17 protein-coding genes are annotated in these 17,095 nt (G+C 53.2%); 9 read left to right on the top strand and 8 right to left on the bottom strand.

The features are described from left to right. Positions 1–14: 14 nt before the first annotated feature. Genes HS100_14765 through HS100_14740 form a run of 6 tightly spaced genes read right to left on the bottom strand, consistent with a single transcriptional unit; the run spans position 15 to position 6,721 of the window. Positions 15–1,499: a hypothetical protein gene (locus tag HS100_14765; protein ID MBE7435174.1), complete on the bottom strand. Its 1,485-nt coding sequence runs from the start codon at positions 1,497–1,499 to the stop codon at positions 15–17. Beyond that, the gene (locus tag HS100_14760; protein MBE7435173.1) at positions 1,471–3,006 is read right to left on the bottom strand and encodes a hypothetical protein; all 1,536 of its coding nucleotides are present in this window, start codon (positions 3,004–3,006) and stop codon (positions 1,471–1,473) included. The genes HS100_14765 and HS100_14760 overlap by 29 nt, the downstream gene beginning before the upstream one ends. 34 nt (positions 3,007–3,040) lie before the next feature. Then, entirely contained in the window at positions 3,041–4,300 is a 1,260-nt protein-coding gene (locus tag HS100_14755; protein ID MBE7435172.1) for a hypothetical protein, read from the bottom strand. Positions 4,301–4,303: 3 nt separating this feature from the next. Beyond that, on the bottom strand, positions 4,304–4,897 hold the full coding sequence (locus HS100_14750; GenBank protein ID MBE7435171.1) for a GNAT family N-acetyltransferase: 594 nt from the start codon (positions 4,895–4,897) through the stop codon (positions 4,304–4,306). 19 nt (positions 4,898–4,916) lie between these two features. Next, on the bottom strand, positions 4,917–5,822 hold the full coding sequence (locus HS100_14745; protein MBE7435170.1) for a diacylglycerol kinase family lipid kinase: 906 nt from the start codon (positions 5,820–5,822) through the stop codon (positions 4,917–4,919). After that, the gene (locus tag HS100_14740) at positions 5,819–6,721 is read right to left on the bottom strand and encodes a DMT family transporter (GenBank protein ID MBE7435169.1); all 903 of its coding nucleotides are present in this window, start codon (positions 6,719–6,721) and stop codon (positions 5,819–5,821) included. Before HS100_14740 ends, HS100_14745 begins: the two co-directional genes overlap by 4 nt. Before the next feature lie 212 nt (positions 6,722–6,933). On the opposite strand from HS100_14740, the gene HS100_14735 reads away from it, so the two are divergent. Next, positions 6,934–7,221, top strand: a complete 288-nt coding sequence (locus tag HS100_14735) for a DUF1905 domain-containing protein (GenBank protein ID MBE7435168.1) — start codon at positions 6,934–6,936, stop codon at positions 7,219–7,221. A gap of 115 nt (positions 7,222–7,336) precedes the next feature. Next, positions 7,337–8,434, top strand: coding sequence for a radical SAM protein (locus HS100_14730; protein ID MBE7435167.1), 1,098 nt, complete (start codon positions 7,337–7,339; stop codon positions 8,432–8,434). Between the two features lie 37 nt (positions 8,435–8,471). Here HS100_14730 and HS100_14725 read toward each other — a convergent pair whose 3' ends face one another. Further along, entirely contained in the window at positions 8,472–8,753 is a 282-nt protein-coding gene (locus HS100_14725) for a hypothetical protein (protein MBE7435166.1), read from the bottom strand. Between the two features lie 18 nt (positions 8,754–8,771). Here HS100_14725 and HS100_14720 point away from each other — a divergent pair, with 18 nt between their 5' ends. From HS100_14720 to HS100_14700, 5 genes are read left to right on the top strand one after another with little or no spacing between them, the layout of a single operon-like run. Beyond that, positions 8,772–9,944, top strand: coding sequence for a glycosyltransferase family 4 protein (locus HS100_14720; GenBank protein MBE7435165.1), 1,173 nt, complete (start codon positions 8,772–8,774; stop codon positions 9,942–9,944). Continuing rightward, positions 9,941–10,699: an arylamine N-acetyltransferase gene (locus HS100_14715; protein ID MBE7435164.1), complete on the top strand. Its 759-nt coding sequence runs from the start codon at positions 9,941–9,943 to the stop codon at positions 10,697–10,699. The genes HS100_14720 and HS100_14715 overlap by 4 nt, the downstream gene beginning before the upstream one ends. Before the next feature lie 24 nt (positions 10,700–10,723). Then, positions 10,724–11,038 (top strand): hypothetical protein, encoded by a 315-nt coding sequence (locus HS100_14710; GenBank protein ID MBE7435163.1) that lies wholly within the window; start codon positions 10,724–10,726, stop codon positions 11,036–11,038. Next, positions 11,031–11,993 (top strand): MoxR family ATPase, encoded by a 963-nt coding sequence (locus HS100_14705; protein MBE7435162.1) that lies wholly within the window; start codon positions 11,031–11,033, stop codon positions 11,991–11,993. The genes HS100_14710 and HS100_14705 overlap by 8 nt, the downstream gene beginning before the upstream one ends. Positions 11,994–12,019: 26 nt before the next feature. After that, positions 12,020–13,387, top strand: a complete 1,368-nt coding sequence (locus tag HS100_14700; GenBank protein MBE7435161.1) for a VWA domain-containing protein — start codon at positions 12,020–12,022, stop codon at positions 13,385–13,387. 174 nt (positions 13,388–13,561) lie between these two features. Here HS100_14700 and HS100_14695 read toward each other — a convergent pair whose 3' ends face one another. Continuing rightward, positions 13,562–14,260 carry a VIT family protein gene (locus HS100_14695; GenBank protein MBE7435160.1) on the bottom strand — a complete coding sequence of 233 codons (699 nt, stop codon included), beginning with the start codon at positions 14,258–14,260 and terminating at the stop codon, positions 13,562–13,564. A 272-nt stretch (positions 14,261–14,532) separates the two neighbouring features. Between HS100_14695 and HS100_14690 the strand changes: the two genes are divergently transcribed. Together HS100_14690 and HS100_14685 are read left to right on the top strand one after the other, a co-directional pair. Beyond that, positions 14,533–16,704: a PAS domain S-box protein gene (locus tag HS100_14690; protein MBE7435159.1), complete on the top strand. Its 2,172-nt coding sequence runs from the start codon at positions 14,533–14,535 to the stop codon at positions 16,702–16,704. Further along, entirely contained in the window at positions 16,701–17,093 is a 393-nt protein-coding gene (locus HS100_14685) for a response regulator (protein MBE7435158.1), read from the top strand. Before HS100_14690 ends, HS100_14685 begins: the two co-directional genes overlap by 4 nt. Positions 17,094–17,095 lie beyond the last annotated feature (2 nt).

Below are 17,095 nucleotides of genomic sequence, written 5' to 3'. Positions count from 1 at the left end.
TTTAACCGATTATCTCATTTCCAACGGTAAATTGTCATGGGAGCGACACCTTCGTCCTGCGTCATGGGTCCTCCCGCCACAAAGACCGCCTCTTTCCCCTGCACCATGTTCTCGTACAAGTTGGAAAAGTCGATCAGGTAATCCGCATCTCGCTCATTGAGGAATTCCGTCAAACGCGCTTCATCTCGAATGAAGGGAACGACCTCCGGCGAGATCAACCCGGCAAGGTCGATCAAAGGATGTTCGTCAAAATAACCGAGCGCGCCGATGTCGTGAGCCGCCACCACAGCATCCGACGGTAGATTTGCCGCCGCCCACTTTGCCGTAACGACCATCTCCTGTTCGATGAGGGCGACATCGCGGGCATAGGTATACGCGCCGAGAAAGATGAACAAAATGCTCATCGCCGCGATGCCGGACTGCCAGAGCGTTTTCACAAACCATTGATAACGCCCGAAGGTTTTGGACCCTGAAAATTCGATAACAGCGAACAATCCCATGAGGAACAGGACCGGCATGGCAGGCATGACGTAGCGCCCGTGCTGGTAAACAGGCAGGCGCAGAATATAAATGAACATGTAGCCAAGCGACCATGCAAGGGCGAGCAGGCTTCCCCAGGAACGCTCGCGAAACGATCTAACCACCCACACGATCGCGCCAACCGAAACCAGGAAGAAGGGACCGGCAAACAATTGCAGGGAAAGATCTCCAAGACGTTCGAATATGGTCCTTTCCTGCCAGGCTGCATATTCCGCCTGCTTCGCGTAAAAAGTATTCGGCATGGGCGTATCGCCGATCAACAGGTTGAAGAGGAGATAAAACAAAAATATGGAACCGAAACCGATGAGGATCCGCATTAGTCCGCGCAAGCGGGAGGGCGTTTCTCCTTCTTTAATGATAACCATCAACGCTAGCGGACCGAGCAGAGTCAAACCGTCGGGGCGGACCCAAACGCTGATCCCGGCAAGCAAGCCAAGGGGGAGATAGCGGCGCGAATTCAGTTTCAAGGCGGATAAGACCCCAGTTGCGATCAAAGCATGAAGCAGGGTTTCCATCCCGGACATGGCCGCCCAAACGAGGTGCCATTCTAAAATCATGAACAATCCAACCCAGGGGATCTGAGGCGCGTAATTTGAAAGCAAGCGCCGCGCCGTTGCCTCGCTCAAGACCCCCATAGCCCAAAGAGTGAGCAGACCCAGAATATAAGGCCAGATGTATGGCTCAAGACCAATGAAAAAACCGATGGCGAGCAGCGCCGACCAAAGCGGGGATGTGGAACCTGCGGATGGAGTGCCGGGTCGAAACGACCATTCGCCGTGTTCGGCAAGGTTGCGCGCAAAGGTCAAATGGATCCATGAGTCGTCGAGTGGAAAGCCGATCTTGTAAACCAACGCGCAGGCGCCCAAATAGATCAAGCCTACCAGCACAGCTGCAACGCCGAGAACGGCCAGATCGCGCTTCGAAAGCAATTTAAGGAAATTGGAAAATGCGGATTTCATTCACTTCACCCAAATAAATAAGTTGGTCGTAATTCCCCGGATTATCGTACAGGTCACGCAAGAGTTCGAGCCTGCCGCGCGGTTCGAATGCAAAGTATCGAATGTCGTAACGATCTGCCAGTGAGAGCAACGTGTTCACATCGCCATATGGCTGGGAGAAAGCCGGGCGTTCCGTCATGATGAAATAGCCGGGCGAATTCAAGACTACAATGGAATCCCCAGGCTGCGCGCCATGTTCGATAAGAAATCTCTCGACAGCCGGATAGGATAATTCACCTTCATCCCAACCCTCCTGAATAACGCGTACCCAGACGACCCAGGCGGAGAGCATGACCACGATCTGGACCAAGGCGACTCGAAACACAACGTAAGCATGGTCGTTGAAGCGATTCATTTTCCTTGCCCAGGCAACAGCATGCTCGAGTCCGAATGGAGCGAGAGTCCAAAGCAGAGGCTGAAGCGCCGCACCCGCGTGGAAGAAACTCCCACGCGCGCCCGCGAACGGAAAGATGAAAGACATAACAAAGAAAAGGATCATCCATGCGGTGAAAGCCAACTGCACGCGCCGGTCTTTGCGCATTTTCGCCATGCCGATCACGATGAACGGAAACAAAATGAGATGTCCCTGCGCCGCGATCACCGATTGGATATTCGTGGTGAACGACCACCAGCGGATTTCAAGAATCGACTTCCAGCCGCTCGCCAGCCAGGAATCGATCGTTAATTTCGAGGCGGGATAGATAAAGGTTTCTTCATAAGTGGTCAGCCATAAGGCGCGGCTCCCGGCGGGGGACATGATCGAACCGAAGGCGTTTAGATTTCTGATGTACCAGGGACCCATGATGAGAATGAAACCTGAAAATGCAATGACGCAGAATTGAATGAAGGAAACGAAGCCGAGTTTTTCATCCCGTACCCGCCAGAGGATGAATAAAAAGGTCAATGCCAGCCAGAGCAGCCCGTCGCTGCGCGCAAGTGACATGAACCCGGCAAACAGACCCATCCAAAACCACGGGCGCGGCCGGTCCGCGATGAGGAACATCAAACCACCGGCGATCATGAAGATCCCATAGTTATCGGGCACAGGCAGGAATGGTAGATGGAAGACGGGGAAGACCGCAAGCAGACCGGAGGTCCAGGCGAAGGCTGTGTTCTGAAAGAAGCGATAAGATAACGCGGCCGTGAGAGGCGGGACCAACGAAGCAAGCAAAATAAAAAATATCCGCCCCGATTCGTAATTGGCATGACCGGTCAACCACATCCCGAGAGCGGAAACGATGGATGCCAAAGGAAACCAATATCCATGCGAAGGATGCGGAATGCCCTCAGGGTCGTCGAGATAATTCCAAAGGTACGGCTCGTTAAAGCCCTGCCCCTTTGCCAATTGCAAACCGCCAGAATAGTAATAATCCGCATCGAGATAGCCGGGCACGGCTTGAAGACGGCTGACGGCGATTTGGAGAATCAACGCAAGGATAAAAGGGATGATATAGGCTCGGCGGGTCATGTTGGGGTTGGGGGGTAGTGAATGGTGAATAGGATTACGTTTTTCGATTCACCGCATCTGCCCAGACGCGTGGCGGACGAATCGCCCACCAGCGAATCCAGTATAAACCAAGCACGGTGAAAACAGGCAGGAAAAGAAACAGCAGTTGGTGCGCCTGCACGCCATAACGCGGCAGGGCAAACAGGTAAAGAGCCCATGGTGCGGTAAAGATCAAAACGATGAAGAGAAAGTTCAAGAAAGATCCGACGCCTTTCCATCGGTCATGGATGACGGCAAAGACCAGCGCGAGCGGAACGACCAGCACGGCAAGATTGTCCATCCCGGTGCGAAAACCGAGCAAAGGAGTCGCCGCGAGAGTCAGGCAGGTGACCCAGTACAGGCGGCGCGAATCGCCGTTGAGCGTCTTGTTCCACTCGTAGCCAAGAAGAACGAAGAGAAGGACGACGAACACCCAGGCGGGAAGATTTCCATATCCCGGCAACACATGACGAAGAACAGTGAAGATCGAAAAGCCATAATCTGCGCGGAAATTGTTCATCCCGGCGCGCAAGGCGGGAAGAATCCAACCGGGATACAGGAGTAATGAGATGGCGAGTAAAACAACGGATATCATCCCAAAACCCGCAAGCACCCGCGCCCGTCCTTCCTTGTAAGAACGCCACGATATCAACAGCAGGAACGGCAAGCCCGCCTCCCAATAATAGACCGAGAGGGCGATCAGCGCACCTGCAAGTTCGTCCTGTTCATTCCGCATGGCAAGGATGATTCCGGCATAGATCAGGGCGAGCAGGATGACCGGACTTGCTTCGAGAATCGCCTGAAAGGCGAAAAAGTTAACGAAACAAAAGAGAATGAACAACACCGAGAACCAGCGCGGCGCCTCCCAATCCGCGAGACGCAGGCTGAGGATGGCAAGTGCCAACAAAGCCCATTCGAGGATCAAGGCATATATCGCCCGGGCGGTCATCGGGTCCGAAAGAAGCGAAAAAGGGAAATAAAGAAGAAGAAGGTGGAACGGCGTATCCAAAATAAAGGGCTCATCGCCCGCCCCGGCGGAATCCCCATACACCAGACCCTGCACGATATTCGGGACGTACAACGTGTACGGATCGATGCGCTCGAAGAGAAACGCGCGCGCGCCGACCCAGTGACGCAAAAAATCGCCGCCGCCTTTTGGCAGCGAGAGGTTTGCATAAACAAGCCCGGCAGAAACAGCGATAATGAAAATGGTAACAACGGCAATGAAAAGATAATCGCGCGTGGTCAGCGATCTGGATGGGGGCTGAAAATTCATCCCTCACCCTGACCCTCTCCCACTGGGAGAGGAAATATTATATCGGTAGATCGGGCGGGTGGGACCCGGTCTTGCCGCTTCCACGAATCCCGCCTGCTTGAACGCAGAAGCCGTTCCTGTAAAAATAAAAACGGGAGGCGCATCCCCTTTCGTTTCGACGGGATATCCTTCGACGATCCTTGCCCCGCTATCTTTTGCATAATCCACAGCGGCTTTCAACAATTCGACCGCCACCCCCATCTTGCGATGTTTTTTATCGACGAACAAACAAGTGACCGACCAGACCTCCTGATCGTCGATCGGTTTGAGGACACGCGAAAAAGCAAGTTTTGGATATTGCCCCCGCGGCTCGATCGCCACCCAGCCGATGGGATAACCCTCCAGGTATGCCAGCAAGCCGGGGACGATCTTCGCATCGACCACGGACTTTTGCATTTGCCTGTTGCCCTCGCCTTTGTTTTCGCTGAATGCCTTGCCGCGCAGTTTCCAATGCATGCACCAACAGCCGCCGCAGGCGCCGTTCTCGCCAAAGAGCAATTCGAAATCGCGCCATAGTTTTTGCGTGAGCGGATGGAAGGAGAGGTCAAGTGTAGTCATTGGGTTGCGGGGTTGATGATCAGGGAAGGAGGATTTGGAGGCGTTTGGGAAATATCTCGTATTTTAGCGATGTCAGCCATTCAGGGAAAAGTTCGCCGTCGGTGTGGGCGGGAGAGGGTTTATCCAATTCGATGGCGAGCCGGGTGCAGTGGACTTCGTACATGCCTTCCATTTCGATGAAGGAACCTTTATCGGGTTTCATGGTGCGTGGCAGAGCCTGAAACAAGCCGAGCCGTGTATCGCGGTGGCCATAACTAAAGGTGAGTTTGCCATCGCGCGGATCGGCATGAGGCGACATGTAGAATACGCCGCCGGTGAGGCGTGTGTTGCCGACAGAGACCAGGGACAGAGGTCCATTGAACGAGCCGCCATCCCATTCCATTTTGACATGCCATTCGGGTTGATCCATGATGCCCTGCACAGCGGCAATCAGATATCTTCCGATGCCCTTGACCGAGTGAATTTTTTCCTGCTTGGTGGTGACGTACGGTTCGAGGCCCGCGGCGGAGTTATTGACGAAAAATCGATCGTTGCATTTGCAGACGTCGATGAGATCAGTTTTACCTGCGGTGATGACTTTTGCGGCTTCGGTCAAATCTTTGGGCAGACCAAGGTTGACAACCAAATCGTTGGCGGAACCAAGTGGCATGATCCCAAGCGGACCAAGCGGTTTATCCAACGAACCTGCGGCACGCGCCATGCCGTTAACGACTTCACCAATGGTGCCGTCGCCGCCTGCGGCGATGATGGGAGAAAAGCCATCGCGGGCGGCTCCTTCGGCAAGAGCGATGACTGCGCCTTTCTTTTCAGAAACAACGACTTCAAAGCCCACACCGGCGGCTTTGAGGGCGGCTTCGGCTTGGGGCCAGCGGGCTTGTGAATTCCAACGGTTCGAATACGGGTTGAGAATAACTTTTGCGGTCATCGACCCTCCACCAAATGATCTGTGTCTATTGTACCTGATGTCCATTCCTTGAATTGAGAGAGGATGACTGCGGCAAAAATCATGACACAGCCAAGAATTTGTACGCCGGTCAGGCGTTCATTCAGGAAGAGCCAGCCCGAAAGAACGGCAAAAACGGATTCAAGCCCGAGGATCAATGCCGCATCGGCGGGCGGGGTATGCTTCTGCGCCCAGATCTGAAGCGTGTAACACAACCCAAGCGAAAGGAAGGCGGTGTAGGCGATGGCAAAAAGAAGGTTCGATTCGAAGACGGGCATCGGCTCGACGGCTAGACCAACGACCAGATTCAGCGATCCGCAGACCCCCAACTGCCCCACCGAAAAGGAGACGGATTCAAATTTCAAAGCGTATTTACCGAGGATGATGACGTGGAACGCCCAGAATAGGGCGCCGATGAGTTCGAGCAGATCGCCGAATTGAATTGCATCGAATTTGCCGCCAGTGGAGAGAAAAAACGCCCCTGCCATCGCAAGGATCACCGCGATGATGAAAAGCCAGTGCGGTCGCTCGCCCCAGAAAAAGAAAAGGATGATGGGAATCAGCACGACGTACAGGCTTGTGATAAAACCGGCGTTGCCTGCGGTGGTGTATTGCATCCCTGCCTGCTGGAGCGCGCTCGCGACGAAAAGGAAGAACCCGGCGATGAACATCCATTTGAATTGATCACGGGGTATGTAGGTCGCATTCGCATTTCGAAAAGAGCGATACGCAAAAAGGAAGACGACCAATCCCGCAAGCAAATAACGCAAGCCATTGAAGATGTACACGCCCCCCGCCAGTCCCGCCATGCGTTGAGCAACGAAGGCGGAGCCCCAGATTACGGAGATGAGGAGGAGGGTCAGGTCAGCTTTGAGGCGCATTTGAAGTTTCAGGTCCAAGTTTCAAGTGTCAAGTGTCAAGCGTGGGTTCGTCAAGTACGGGCAGATTGTACTGTATTCATTACGCCTCTTTCATAAGTGCTCACGCCACAGTTCCCGGCGGCGGGGAGGCCGCCTCGAGCAGGGTAATAAATTACAGGAAATCTACTACACCGTCACCATCTGCCCGGTAGTAGATTTGATATACTGAATCAATGGTCATCGAGTTCAAAGGAAAGATCTTCCACTGGCGCGGACCGGCTCCGTATCTCTTCGTCCCTGTGCCGGATGAACAAAGCGCCGAGATCAAGTCCGTCTCAAGACTTGTGACGTATGGTTGGGGAGTGATTCCGGTCACGGTGCGGGTCGGCAAAACGGTGTGGACGACTTCCCTTTTCCCAAAGGATGGACGCTATCTCGTTCCCATCCGCATGAGCGTGCAAAAAGCGGAGGATCTCAAAGAAGGGGATGAAATCAAGATAAAGCTTGAATTAAAGTTATGAATAGAAATACGTCACGCTGAGCCCCACGAAAAAAATCAGGTTAAACTCCGCAAAAGGTCAGCGCTGCTTTACAGAGAGATTTTTCGTTCGCTTCGCTCCCTCAGTTTGATATGGCTTGGCGGGTGATACAATTGAATATCTTATCGTTATGTACAGCCCCGAGACCATCTCGAACGAAAAAGAGGAATTCATAGGCGCGGTCATGAACGCGCGCCCGTTCAAACCGTTGTACGTCAAGTTCAAAGTATTTTACGGGTGCAACCTCAAATGCGAGATGTGCAACCACTGGCGCGATACGCGCGAGCCGCCGGTCAGCGCGGAGAGACTGAAGGAAGTCATCAGCGAATTGGCGGGGATGGGCACAAAGAAGCTCCACATCTCCGGCGGCGAGCCGATGCTCCGACCGCATATCCCTGACTTTGTGGAACTGGCATCATCGCTGGGGATCAAAGTCACCATGACAACCAACGGCACGCTGGTGACGAAGGAAAATGCAAAACGCCTCGTCGAAGGTGGTTTGCGCGGGGTGAATATTTCCATCGACTCCCCCATTCGCAAAACGCACGAAAAAATCCGCGGGGTTGAAGGTTCCTACAAAGCCACGCTTAAAGCCGTGGAACTCTTCCGCCGGTATAAATACAAAGGCAAGTTGACGATCCGGATCAATACTGTGGTCAGTCGCACCAATTACGATACCCTTGCCACGCTCCCGGACCTTGCCCACGAACTCGGCGCAGACGGGATCAACTTAATTCCAGTTGACGATCACTGCGGCGAAATATTATCGATGCGTAAAAAGGACATTGCGCTCTTCAATGAAGAGATCGCGCCGAAGATCGCCTCTCGCGCGCTCGAACTGGGGTTGATCGTTTCGGACGAGGATGCGTTTCCATTTGGCAGGGACGAGTCCGAGGTCCGCCTGGGACGCGCGGGACGATACGCCTTCGGTTATTACAACGAACATCCCTGCTATGCCCCGTGGACACATACGCTCATCGATTTCAACGGCAATGTTTACGTCTGTTGCATGACTCGCGAAAAGATTCCCCCATTGGGAAATATCATCAACCAATCCTTCAATGAAATCTGGGATAATGCAGCTTATCGCCAGGTCCGATTGAAGATGCATCCGCCCGCGCTAAAGCCCTGCCAGCGCTGTGATGATTTTATCGATGAGAACAAAAAGATCTGGGAGTTGATCGGACCATATTAATTAAGGGGCGATGCATGCATCGCCCCTACGGTAAAACTCAACTCAAATCCGAGAACATATCCCCGCTGTCGTCATCGTCCCATGTGCTGGAACGACCGAATGTGGTCAGATCGGCGGCGGTGAATGTGGCGGCGGCAATCGGCAAAGCGACCGGCATATCGAGTCCCTGTTGACAGGCCAGGCACACTCGTCCCTCTTTCGTCGCGCTTGTATGCTCGTCGCAGTATCCGCGCCCGCATCTCGCGCAGCTACCCAACGCGGGATTCTCGCAGCGATGCGGGACGAGATAACCGATCACCATTTCACATTGATTCGCCATAACGCCTCTGAGTAAGATATGAAAATTGCCTTGCTTTCCGAAAAGTATACACCCGACATCGGCGGTCTCGCAATCTCAGCAGGACGATTGGGGGATTTGTTATCCGCCGCGGGACACGATGTGCGCCTCATTTCTCCAACCTCGAGCCTGCCTCCGTCCATCAAGCAGACCCAACACTCAAACGGGGTTTACGTCACGCGTTTCGGCGCGCACAAGCGCGTGGAGGATACCCTGGTCGACTGGTTCGAACTCATCCTTGAAGAACACAAGCGAGGACCGTTCGATGCGATCCATGCCTATTTCCTCCCGATGGCGGGATTTATCGGCGCATATGCGGGGAAATATCTTGACGTTCCAAGTGTTGTATCCATCCGTGGAAACGACATCGAACGCGCCGCCTTTGACCCGTCCAAGTTTTCTCACGTGATGTACGCCCTGCAACATGCGAGTGCGGTAACGACAAATGCAAGCGTCCTGGCGAAAAAGGCAAAAGCGTTCATCGACAGGGAGATCCATGTCATTCCTAACGGGATCGATACGGAGAGGTTCAAGCCGATGGAGAGAAATGATGCGCTGGCGGAGGCGATTGGGTTGAATGAAAGAAAGCCGAAAGAAGAAAGAAATCTGGAAAGTGGAAAGCGGAACGTGGTTGGTTTTGTTGGCGAATTGCGTGAAAAGAAGGGAATGACTGCGCTATTAAACGGTTTCGCACAAGCAGCAATGAAACAACCCGTTTCCCTGCTCATCGCAGGCGAAGTCCGCGAAGGGGAGGATAAAAAGACCTTCGACGAGTTCCAAGCATCCAATCCCCGATTGTCAATCACTGTCACGGGTCAGGTTTCCCACAAAGACCTGCCCGCCTATTATTCACTGTTGGATGTGTTCGTTCATCCGTCCCTGCGCGACGGGATGCCGAACGCTTTACTCGAAGCGATGGCTTGTGAAATCCCGGTCATTACAACGCCAGTCGGCGGCGCGCTGGATGTGATTCAAGATGGAAATAACGGGATCTTCGTCAACCTCAATGACCCAGAAATGCTTGCGGGAAGGATTCTCGAACTGCAGCAGGACCCCGATCATCGAGCAGGGCTTGGCAGGAGGGCGAGAGAATCCATTCTGGAAAGATTCACGCCTGAAAAAGAGCTTGAAGCGAATCTATCTGTTTATCGAAACCTCGGCCTCAAAACATGAACATTCAAAAATATCTGGAGAGGATCGATTATCACGGTGCGCTGACGCCGGACTTGCAGACCCTGTCTCATTTGCAGACCGCGCACATGCGGGCGGTTCCGTTCGAGAATTTTAGTGTCTATTACAAGGAGCCGATCCGGTTGGACGAAGAATGGTTGTATCATAAGATAGTTGGGCGCAATCGCGGTGGTTTCTGTTATGAACTCAACGGGATGTTCGACTGGTTGTTGCGTTCGCTGGGTTTCGATGTGACGATGCTTTCGGCGGGAGTCTCGCGCGAGAGCGGCGGCTTCGGTCCGGAATTCGATCACATGACTTTGATGGTCCATCTCGATGAAGATTATCTTGTGGATGTCGGCTTCGGGGATTCGTTCCAAACCCCGCTGCGGATCAACGACCGGGGCGAACAAACACAGAACGGGATGTCGTATCAAATCAAGGCGGAGGGCGAGGCGCTGATCCTGTTCGAGCAAAACGACCGCGATGAAAATCCATCCATGCAGGCGCAATATCGCTTTACCTTGATCCCCCGCCGGATGGAGGAGTACGAGAACATGTGCCTGTACCATCAAATTTCGCCCGAATCGAGCTTTACTCAAAAAAGAGTCTGCTCGCGCGCAACCCCGAATGGCAGGCTTACATTGAGCAACCTGCGTTTCATCGTCACGGAGAACGGTGTGAAGAATGAGAGGGAACTAAGTTCCGAGAGTGAGTTCGAGCTGATCCTGCTCGAATATTTCAACATCCGTTTATAATCGTTCCATCGGAAGGAGGAGCAGATGGCATATTATCTTGTCACTGCAAAACCCATCGCATCAAAATTGAAGAGTTTGAGGAAATGGCTGGATACGGGGGAGATAAATGCCATGCGTCCATTCGGGAACGCGCTTCAAACCGGACTGGATAACGCGCGCTGGCATTCGGACGGCGTCGCCACCTGGGAGGAGGAGGATTACTGCGTGCCGCCGCTGGCGCAGGAACGCGCCGCCGTGTTGGATGAGTATTTTACGAACATCGAAGTCGAACATGTAAAGCACGGGGAAGGCTGGGAACGGATCGACTCGTTGAAACCGATTTGGGAGACCCATGACTGACATTTTTGAATCTGCGAAGACCGTAAAGACCGAACTGAACAAACAAAAATATATCGCGTCAGATGAAATTGCGACGATTGTGTATCTCGCGCAGAGACTGGGCAAACCGCTGCTCGCCGAAGGTCCCGCAGGTGTTGGCAAGACCGAACTTGCCAAAGCCATTGCTTCTGCGACAAGCCGCGAGTTGATCCGCCTGCAGTGCTACGAAGGCTTGGATGAATCGAAAGCCTTGTACGAATGGGAATATTCCAAGCAATTGCTTTACACGCAGTTATTGCGCGACAAATTGAACGACACCCTCGGCAAAGCCGAATCACTGACCGAGGCGGCGGACAGGCTCGCGAAGGAAGAGGATGTTTTTTTCTCCGAGCGATTTCTGCTGATGCGCCCGTTATTGAAAGCGATCCTGAGCGAAAAGTCGACAGTCTTGTTGATCGACGAGATCGACCGCGCCGATGCCGAGTTCGAAGCCTTTCTGCTCGAAGTGTTAAGCGACTTCCAAGTCTCCGTACCGGAGTTGGGGACGCTTGCCGCAAAGCACAAGCCTTTTGTCGTGTTGACCTCCAACAACACCCGCGAACTTTCAGAGGCGTTGAAGCGGCGTTGTTTATATCTCTTCATCGATTACCCGACCTTGCAGGAGGAACTCGCCGTTGTGCATCTTAAAGTGCCGGACCTGAATCCAAAACTGGCGCAGCAAGCGGTCGAATTCGTGCAGCGACTCCGCAAGGCAGACATGCGCAAATCCCCATCCATCAGCGAGACACTGGATTGGGCGAATGCGCTCGTAGCCTTGAACGCCTCGCAGTTGGATAAAGATATTCTGGAAGATACGCTATCGGTCCTGCTTAAACATGAAGCGGACCTGCAGAAAGCCAAACGGCAGATGTTGAATCCGCCTCAGCCAAAACAACGTCCGTCCATGGACGATCTGGCTAAGTTTTCCGGAAATTAAGTGGTCGGTAGATTATGGAATCCCGCATCCTTCAATTGATCTCCGCCCTGCGCGCCAGCGGCGTGCGCGTCTCGCTGGCAGAATCAGCCGAAGCGTTTTCGGCTGTGGATTTGATGGGGATTCAGGATCGCGAATCGTTCCGTTTGTCGCTGCGGGCAACGTTGATCAAAGATGTAAAGGACCTGCCCGTTTTCGATAAATTCTTTCCGCTATTCTTCGGCTCGGGGACTCCGCCGACGATGGGCGGCAATCCATCAGACGATATGACGCCGGAGGAAGCGCAGATGTGGGCGGAGGCGATGAAGCAATACACAGAACAACTCCGTCAGCGTATGGACAGGCTGATGAACGGCGAGCCACTCACAAAGTCTGAACTGGAAGCGCTGGCGCAATTGGTCGGATTGAACCAGGCGGACAGCCTTCAATATCAAAACTGGATGGCGCAGCGCATGATGAAGGCACTGGCGTTTCCTGAAGTCCAAAAGGCGCTGCGCGAGTTGATGGAACAACTCCAGCAGATGGGCATGAACCGCGAACGGATCGACCAGATCCGCCAGATGGTTCAACAAAACCTGGCGGCGATGCAGGAACAGATCCGCCAGTTTGCAGGTCAGCGGATCGCCGAGAACATGAGCGAACGCCCGCGCGGAGAGAATATCGATGCCTTGATGAACCGCCCGTTCCATGCGCTTTCGGATGCGGATAAAAAACTTTTGCAACGTGAAGTGAAACGCCTCGCCGCCGCTCTGCGGACGAGAATCGCCCTGCGCCAAAAGCGGATGAAGTCCGGTCAAATGGACCCGAAAGCCACGATCCGCGCGAACTTGAAATACCACGGCGTGCCGATGGAAATCAGGCACAAAGACCGCATCAAGAAACCGAAGATCGTGGTCATTTGCGATGTGAGCACATCGATGCGTTTTTGCTCGGAGTTGATGCTGAGTTTTCTTTTTGCCCTGCAAGGGCAGGTCCGCAAGACCCATGCCTTTGCCTTCATCGACCATCTCGAATCGATCTCTGAAGACTTTACCGGCTCGAACGCAGACGAGGCAATTGCCTCGGTTCTATGGCGCATGCCCAGCGGACATTACAACACCGACCTCGGCTGGTCGCTCAACGACTTCCAAAACGGATACATGGACACGCTCAACAGCGGCACAACCCTGCTGATCGTGGGCGACGGGCGGAACAATTACAACGATCCGCGCCTCGATATTTTCTCCACAATGACGCGCCGCGCCACACGAACGATCTGGCTGAATCCCGAACCGGATTACATGTGGAACGGCGACAGCGATATGATGAAATACGCCCCGCTGTGCAATAACGTGTTGAAGGTGGGAAACTTAAGAGATCTGGTCAACGCAGTGGACGAGTTGATGAGCAATCCATGAAACATAATTAACCCCGAATTTAATTTGGGACGCGGACGAGCGCAGATTTACGCGGAAAAGGTATTATAAATCCGCGTTTTCAGCGTTTATCAGCGTCACATTTGTTCTTAAAAAAGAACTCACCCGCGAAACCTTAATTTCGGGGTGAGTCATGTTTGATTCTGAAGAAAATCCCTATACAACTGCGGTCCCAAACAACTTGCCAACCAGGAAAGTAGCCAGCATGGCAAGCAACCCCCAAAAAGCGACGCGAAGCGCGCCCACCCACATATTGGCTCCGCCCAGTTTTGCCGCAATTACACCCATCACCGCCAGAAACAAAAGTGAACTTGCCACCACGATCGGGATCATCCATTGAACGGGAGCAACCATAACCGCCAACAATGGCAAAATCGCTCCGACAGCGAACGATAACGCCGAAGCAAGCGCTGCTTGAATCGGCTGCGCTGTGTGGATTTCATTTAGACCAAGTTCGTCGCGGGCATGCGCCATTAACGCATCCTTTGCCATGAGCTGGTCTGCAACCTTTTTGGCAAGGGCGGGTTCAAGTCCGCGCTGGATGTAAATATTGACGAGTTCGCGGCGTTCAGTGACATCATCTGTTTCCAATTCCTTTTTCTCGCGCGCCAGGTCGGCTTTTTCAGTATCCGCCTGCGAACTGACCGACACATACTCCCCCGCCGCCATGGACATTGCGCCGGCCACCAAACCAGCAATTCCCGCCAAAAGAACATCCCCACGGACTGCGCTTGCTGCAGCAACTCCCACCACCAAACTCGCAGTTGAAACGATCCCATCGTTAGCGCCCAATACACCGGCGCGCAGCCAGCCGATCCGATCGGCATAATGAACTTCAAGATGATGCCTGGGCATTTTGAGACTCCTTTGTTTTTTGTCGAACCACCATCTTCATTCTATTACAAATCAGTTCCGTTTTTTTCAACAGGCCACAAATCGCGGTAAAAACATAATACGACCGGCAAAACGAAGACTCTTGGATATTGAAGAATTAAGAGCAAAGTCACCCCAAAATATCCAAATCGTCATGTTGCCATGATTTCATAACCTTTATAATGGAATTTAATGATTAATCAAATTCTCATCTGAAGCCGGGAAACCCACCAACCGCAATTCTGCAGAGTGCCATGCAATTCCAATACACGCCTTATATCATCCCCCTGATTCTCGCAACCCTCATCTCAGGATGGGTGGCGGTCTATTCGTGGTCGCGGCGTGCCAATACGGGGGCGCTTGCCCTTACCTTGTTGGCAGCTGCGGTTGCGGAATGGTCGCTTGGGTATGCGCTGGAAATTGCCGGGGCGGACCTCGCCACCAAACTATTCTGGGGCAAGTTCCAATATCTTGGCATCGTACTTGTCCCGCTCATGTGGGTCGGGTTTGCCTTTCATCATGCCAACAGGGCAAAATGGCTCACCCTTGGCACCATCATCCCATTGTCCATAATTCCTTTGATCACCTTCGGACTGGTGCTGACGACCGAGTCTCATGGATTGGTTTGGCGGGAGATCGGGCTCGCAAGGACAGGTTCGTTTTCAGCATTGAGCGTTAGTTATGGCTTTTGGTTTTGGGTACACACCGCCTATTCCTATATCCTTCTCTTGGTCGGCACGGCGATCGTCGTCCGTTCAGTTGGGCGGATGACGGGAATCTACCGCCGGCAGGCAGCCATATTGCTCCTGGCAGTATCAGCCCCGTGGATCGGGAACGCGCTGTACCTCTCCGGCGTAAGCCCCATCCCGAGCCTCGATCTCACTCCCTTCGCTTTTACCATCACCGTCGTCGCGTTCACATGGGGCATATTCGGTTTCCAACTGGTCGACCTTTCCCCGATTGCGCGCGCAACGGTCATCGACGAGATGTCTTCGGGAATGATCGTGCTGGACCTGAGGAATCGAATCGTGGACATCAATCCCGCCGGACTCAGGTTTATCGGCAAAACAGATGTGGAAACGCTGGGCAAGAACGCCGGAGAACTACTGACACCCTGGCCCGATCTGATTCAGAAATACAGCAGGGTGATGGAGGCAACAGACGAAATATGCATCGGTGAAGGCGGGGAGAGAAAATGGTACGAACTCCGGCTTTCCCCCCTGCACGACCGGCGAAACGCGATCGTCGGGCGCGCAATCACCGTCACAGATATCACACCCCGTGTTCTGGCTGAGACTCAATTATCGGAAAGCCGCGCGCTTTACCAGCAAATGGTCGAATCGGCCAGCGACATCATATACCGCACCGATGCGAACGGCTGTTTCACCTACGCCAACCCGGTCGCACTACGACTGATGGGTTTCAAATCGGAGGCGGAAGTGCTTGGCAGGCATTATCTGGATCTGGCGGCGCCACACCAACGCCGCGATCTAAAGAGGTACTATAACCGGCAATTCCTGGCAGGTGAGACAACAACTTATTATGAGTTTGCCGCTGTCACTTCGAATGGGAGCGAACTTTGGTTGGGACAGAACGTCCAGATCATTCGCGAAGGAGGCCAGATCATTGGGTTTCAGGCTGTGGCGCGTGATATCACCGATTTAAAGCGCGCACAGAGCGCACTCGCGCTTGCCCGCGATGAGGCATTGGAAGCCAGCCGCCTAAAGAGCCAGTTGTTGGCAAAGATCAGCCATGAACTCCGCACCCCTCTCGGCGGGATATTGGGTTATGCAGAACTCATGCAAATCAACACCTTTGGTAATCTGACGGAGCAACAAAAAAAGGCGGTTTCCAGTATTGTCGAAGGCACAAATTATCTGTCCAAACTCGTCAATGAGCTCCTTGACGAAGCCCAGATCGAAGCAAAAACGATCAAGATCAATATCGCCCGGTTCTCGCCCCGAAATCTCCTGAGGGATGTCAAGTCAAGCATGCAAATGCTGGCGCAGAAAAAGGGGCTGGACCTGACCATTTCCATCGATCCAAAACTGCCCATCAGGTTGATGGGTGATGAATACAGGCTCCACCAAATTCTTGTGAACCTGATCGGTAATGCCATCAAGTTCACGCCCACCGGAGGGGTCAACGTGCAGTTTTTAGCCGTCGATAATGAAAACTGGGCAATGAAGGTTTCGGATACGGGGATCGGCATTCCAGAAAACGCGCACGAATATATCTTCGAGCCATTTCGGCAGGTCAGTTCACAACAAAAATTTAGCGGCCGTGGCACGGGTCTTGGGCTTTCCATCACAAAGCAGTTGGTCGATTTGATGGGCGGCCGAATCACCGTGGAAAGCCAGATCGGTGTTGGCAGCACCTTCTCGGTCTATCTTCCGATCCATGCCCGGAGCGAATCGGATCGATGAATGAAGCAACAGCCCTCATCCTGGAAGATGATCCGGTCATCGGCACCGTTTTTCAAACTGTATTGAATCGAGCAGGCTTTACCGTCGAAATCGATGCGACAGGCGGAAATTTCATCAAACGACTGGAAAGTCCCGCCCCGGACCTTGTTCTTCTTGACATCCACATGCCATACGCCTCCGGGCTGGACATCCTCGACCTGATTCGCGCTCGTGAGACATGGAAAAATTCGGTGGTGATCGTGGCAACCGCCGACATCTTTCACTCGAAATCCCTGGGCGCGAAGGCGAATCACGTTTTGATAAAACCGGTCAGCGTTTCTAAGTTGATTCGAATCATTTCGGAGCATTGGCCCGAAAGGTTTCCCCGGGAGTCAGACCTCCGATCATAGGA

The sequence above is a fragment of the Anaerolineales bacterium genome, from assembly GCA_015075725.1.
Classification (GTDB): domain Bacteria; phylum Chloroflexota; class Anaerolineae; order Anaerolineales; family Villigracilaceae; genus Villigracilis.
Note: the sequence above shows the minus strand (reverse complement) of the source record. Positions and strands in the feature narration are given on the sequence as shown.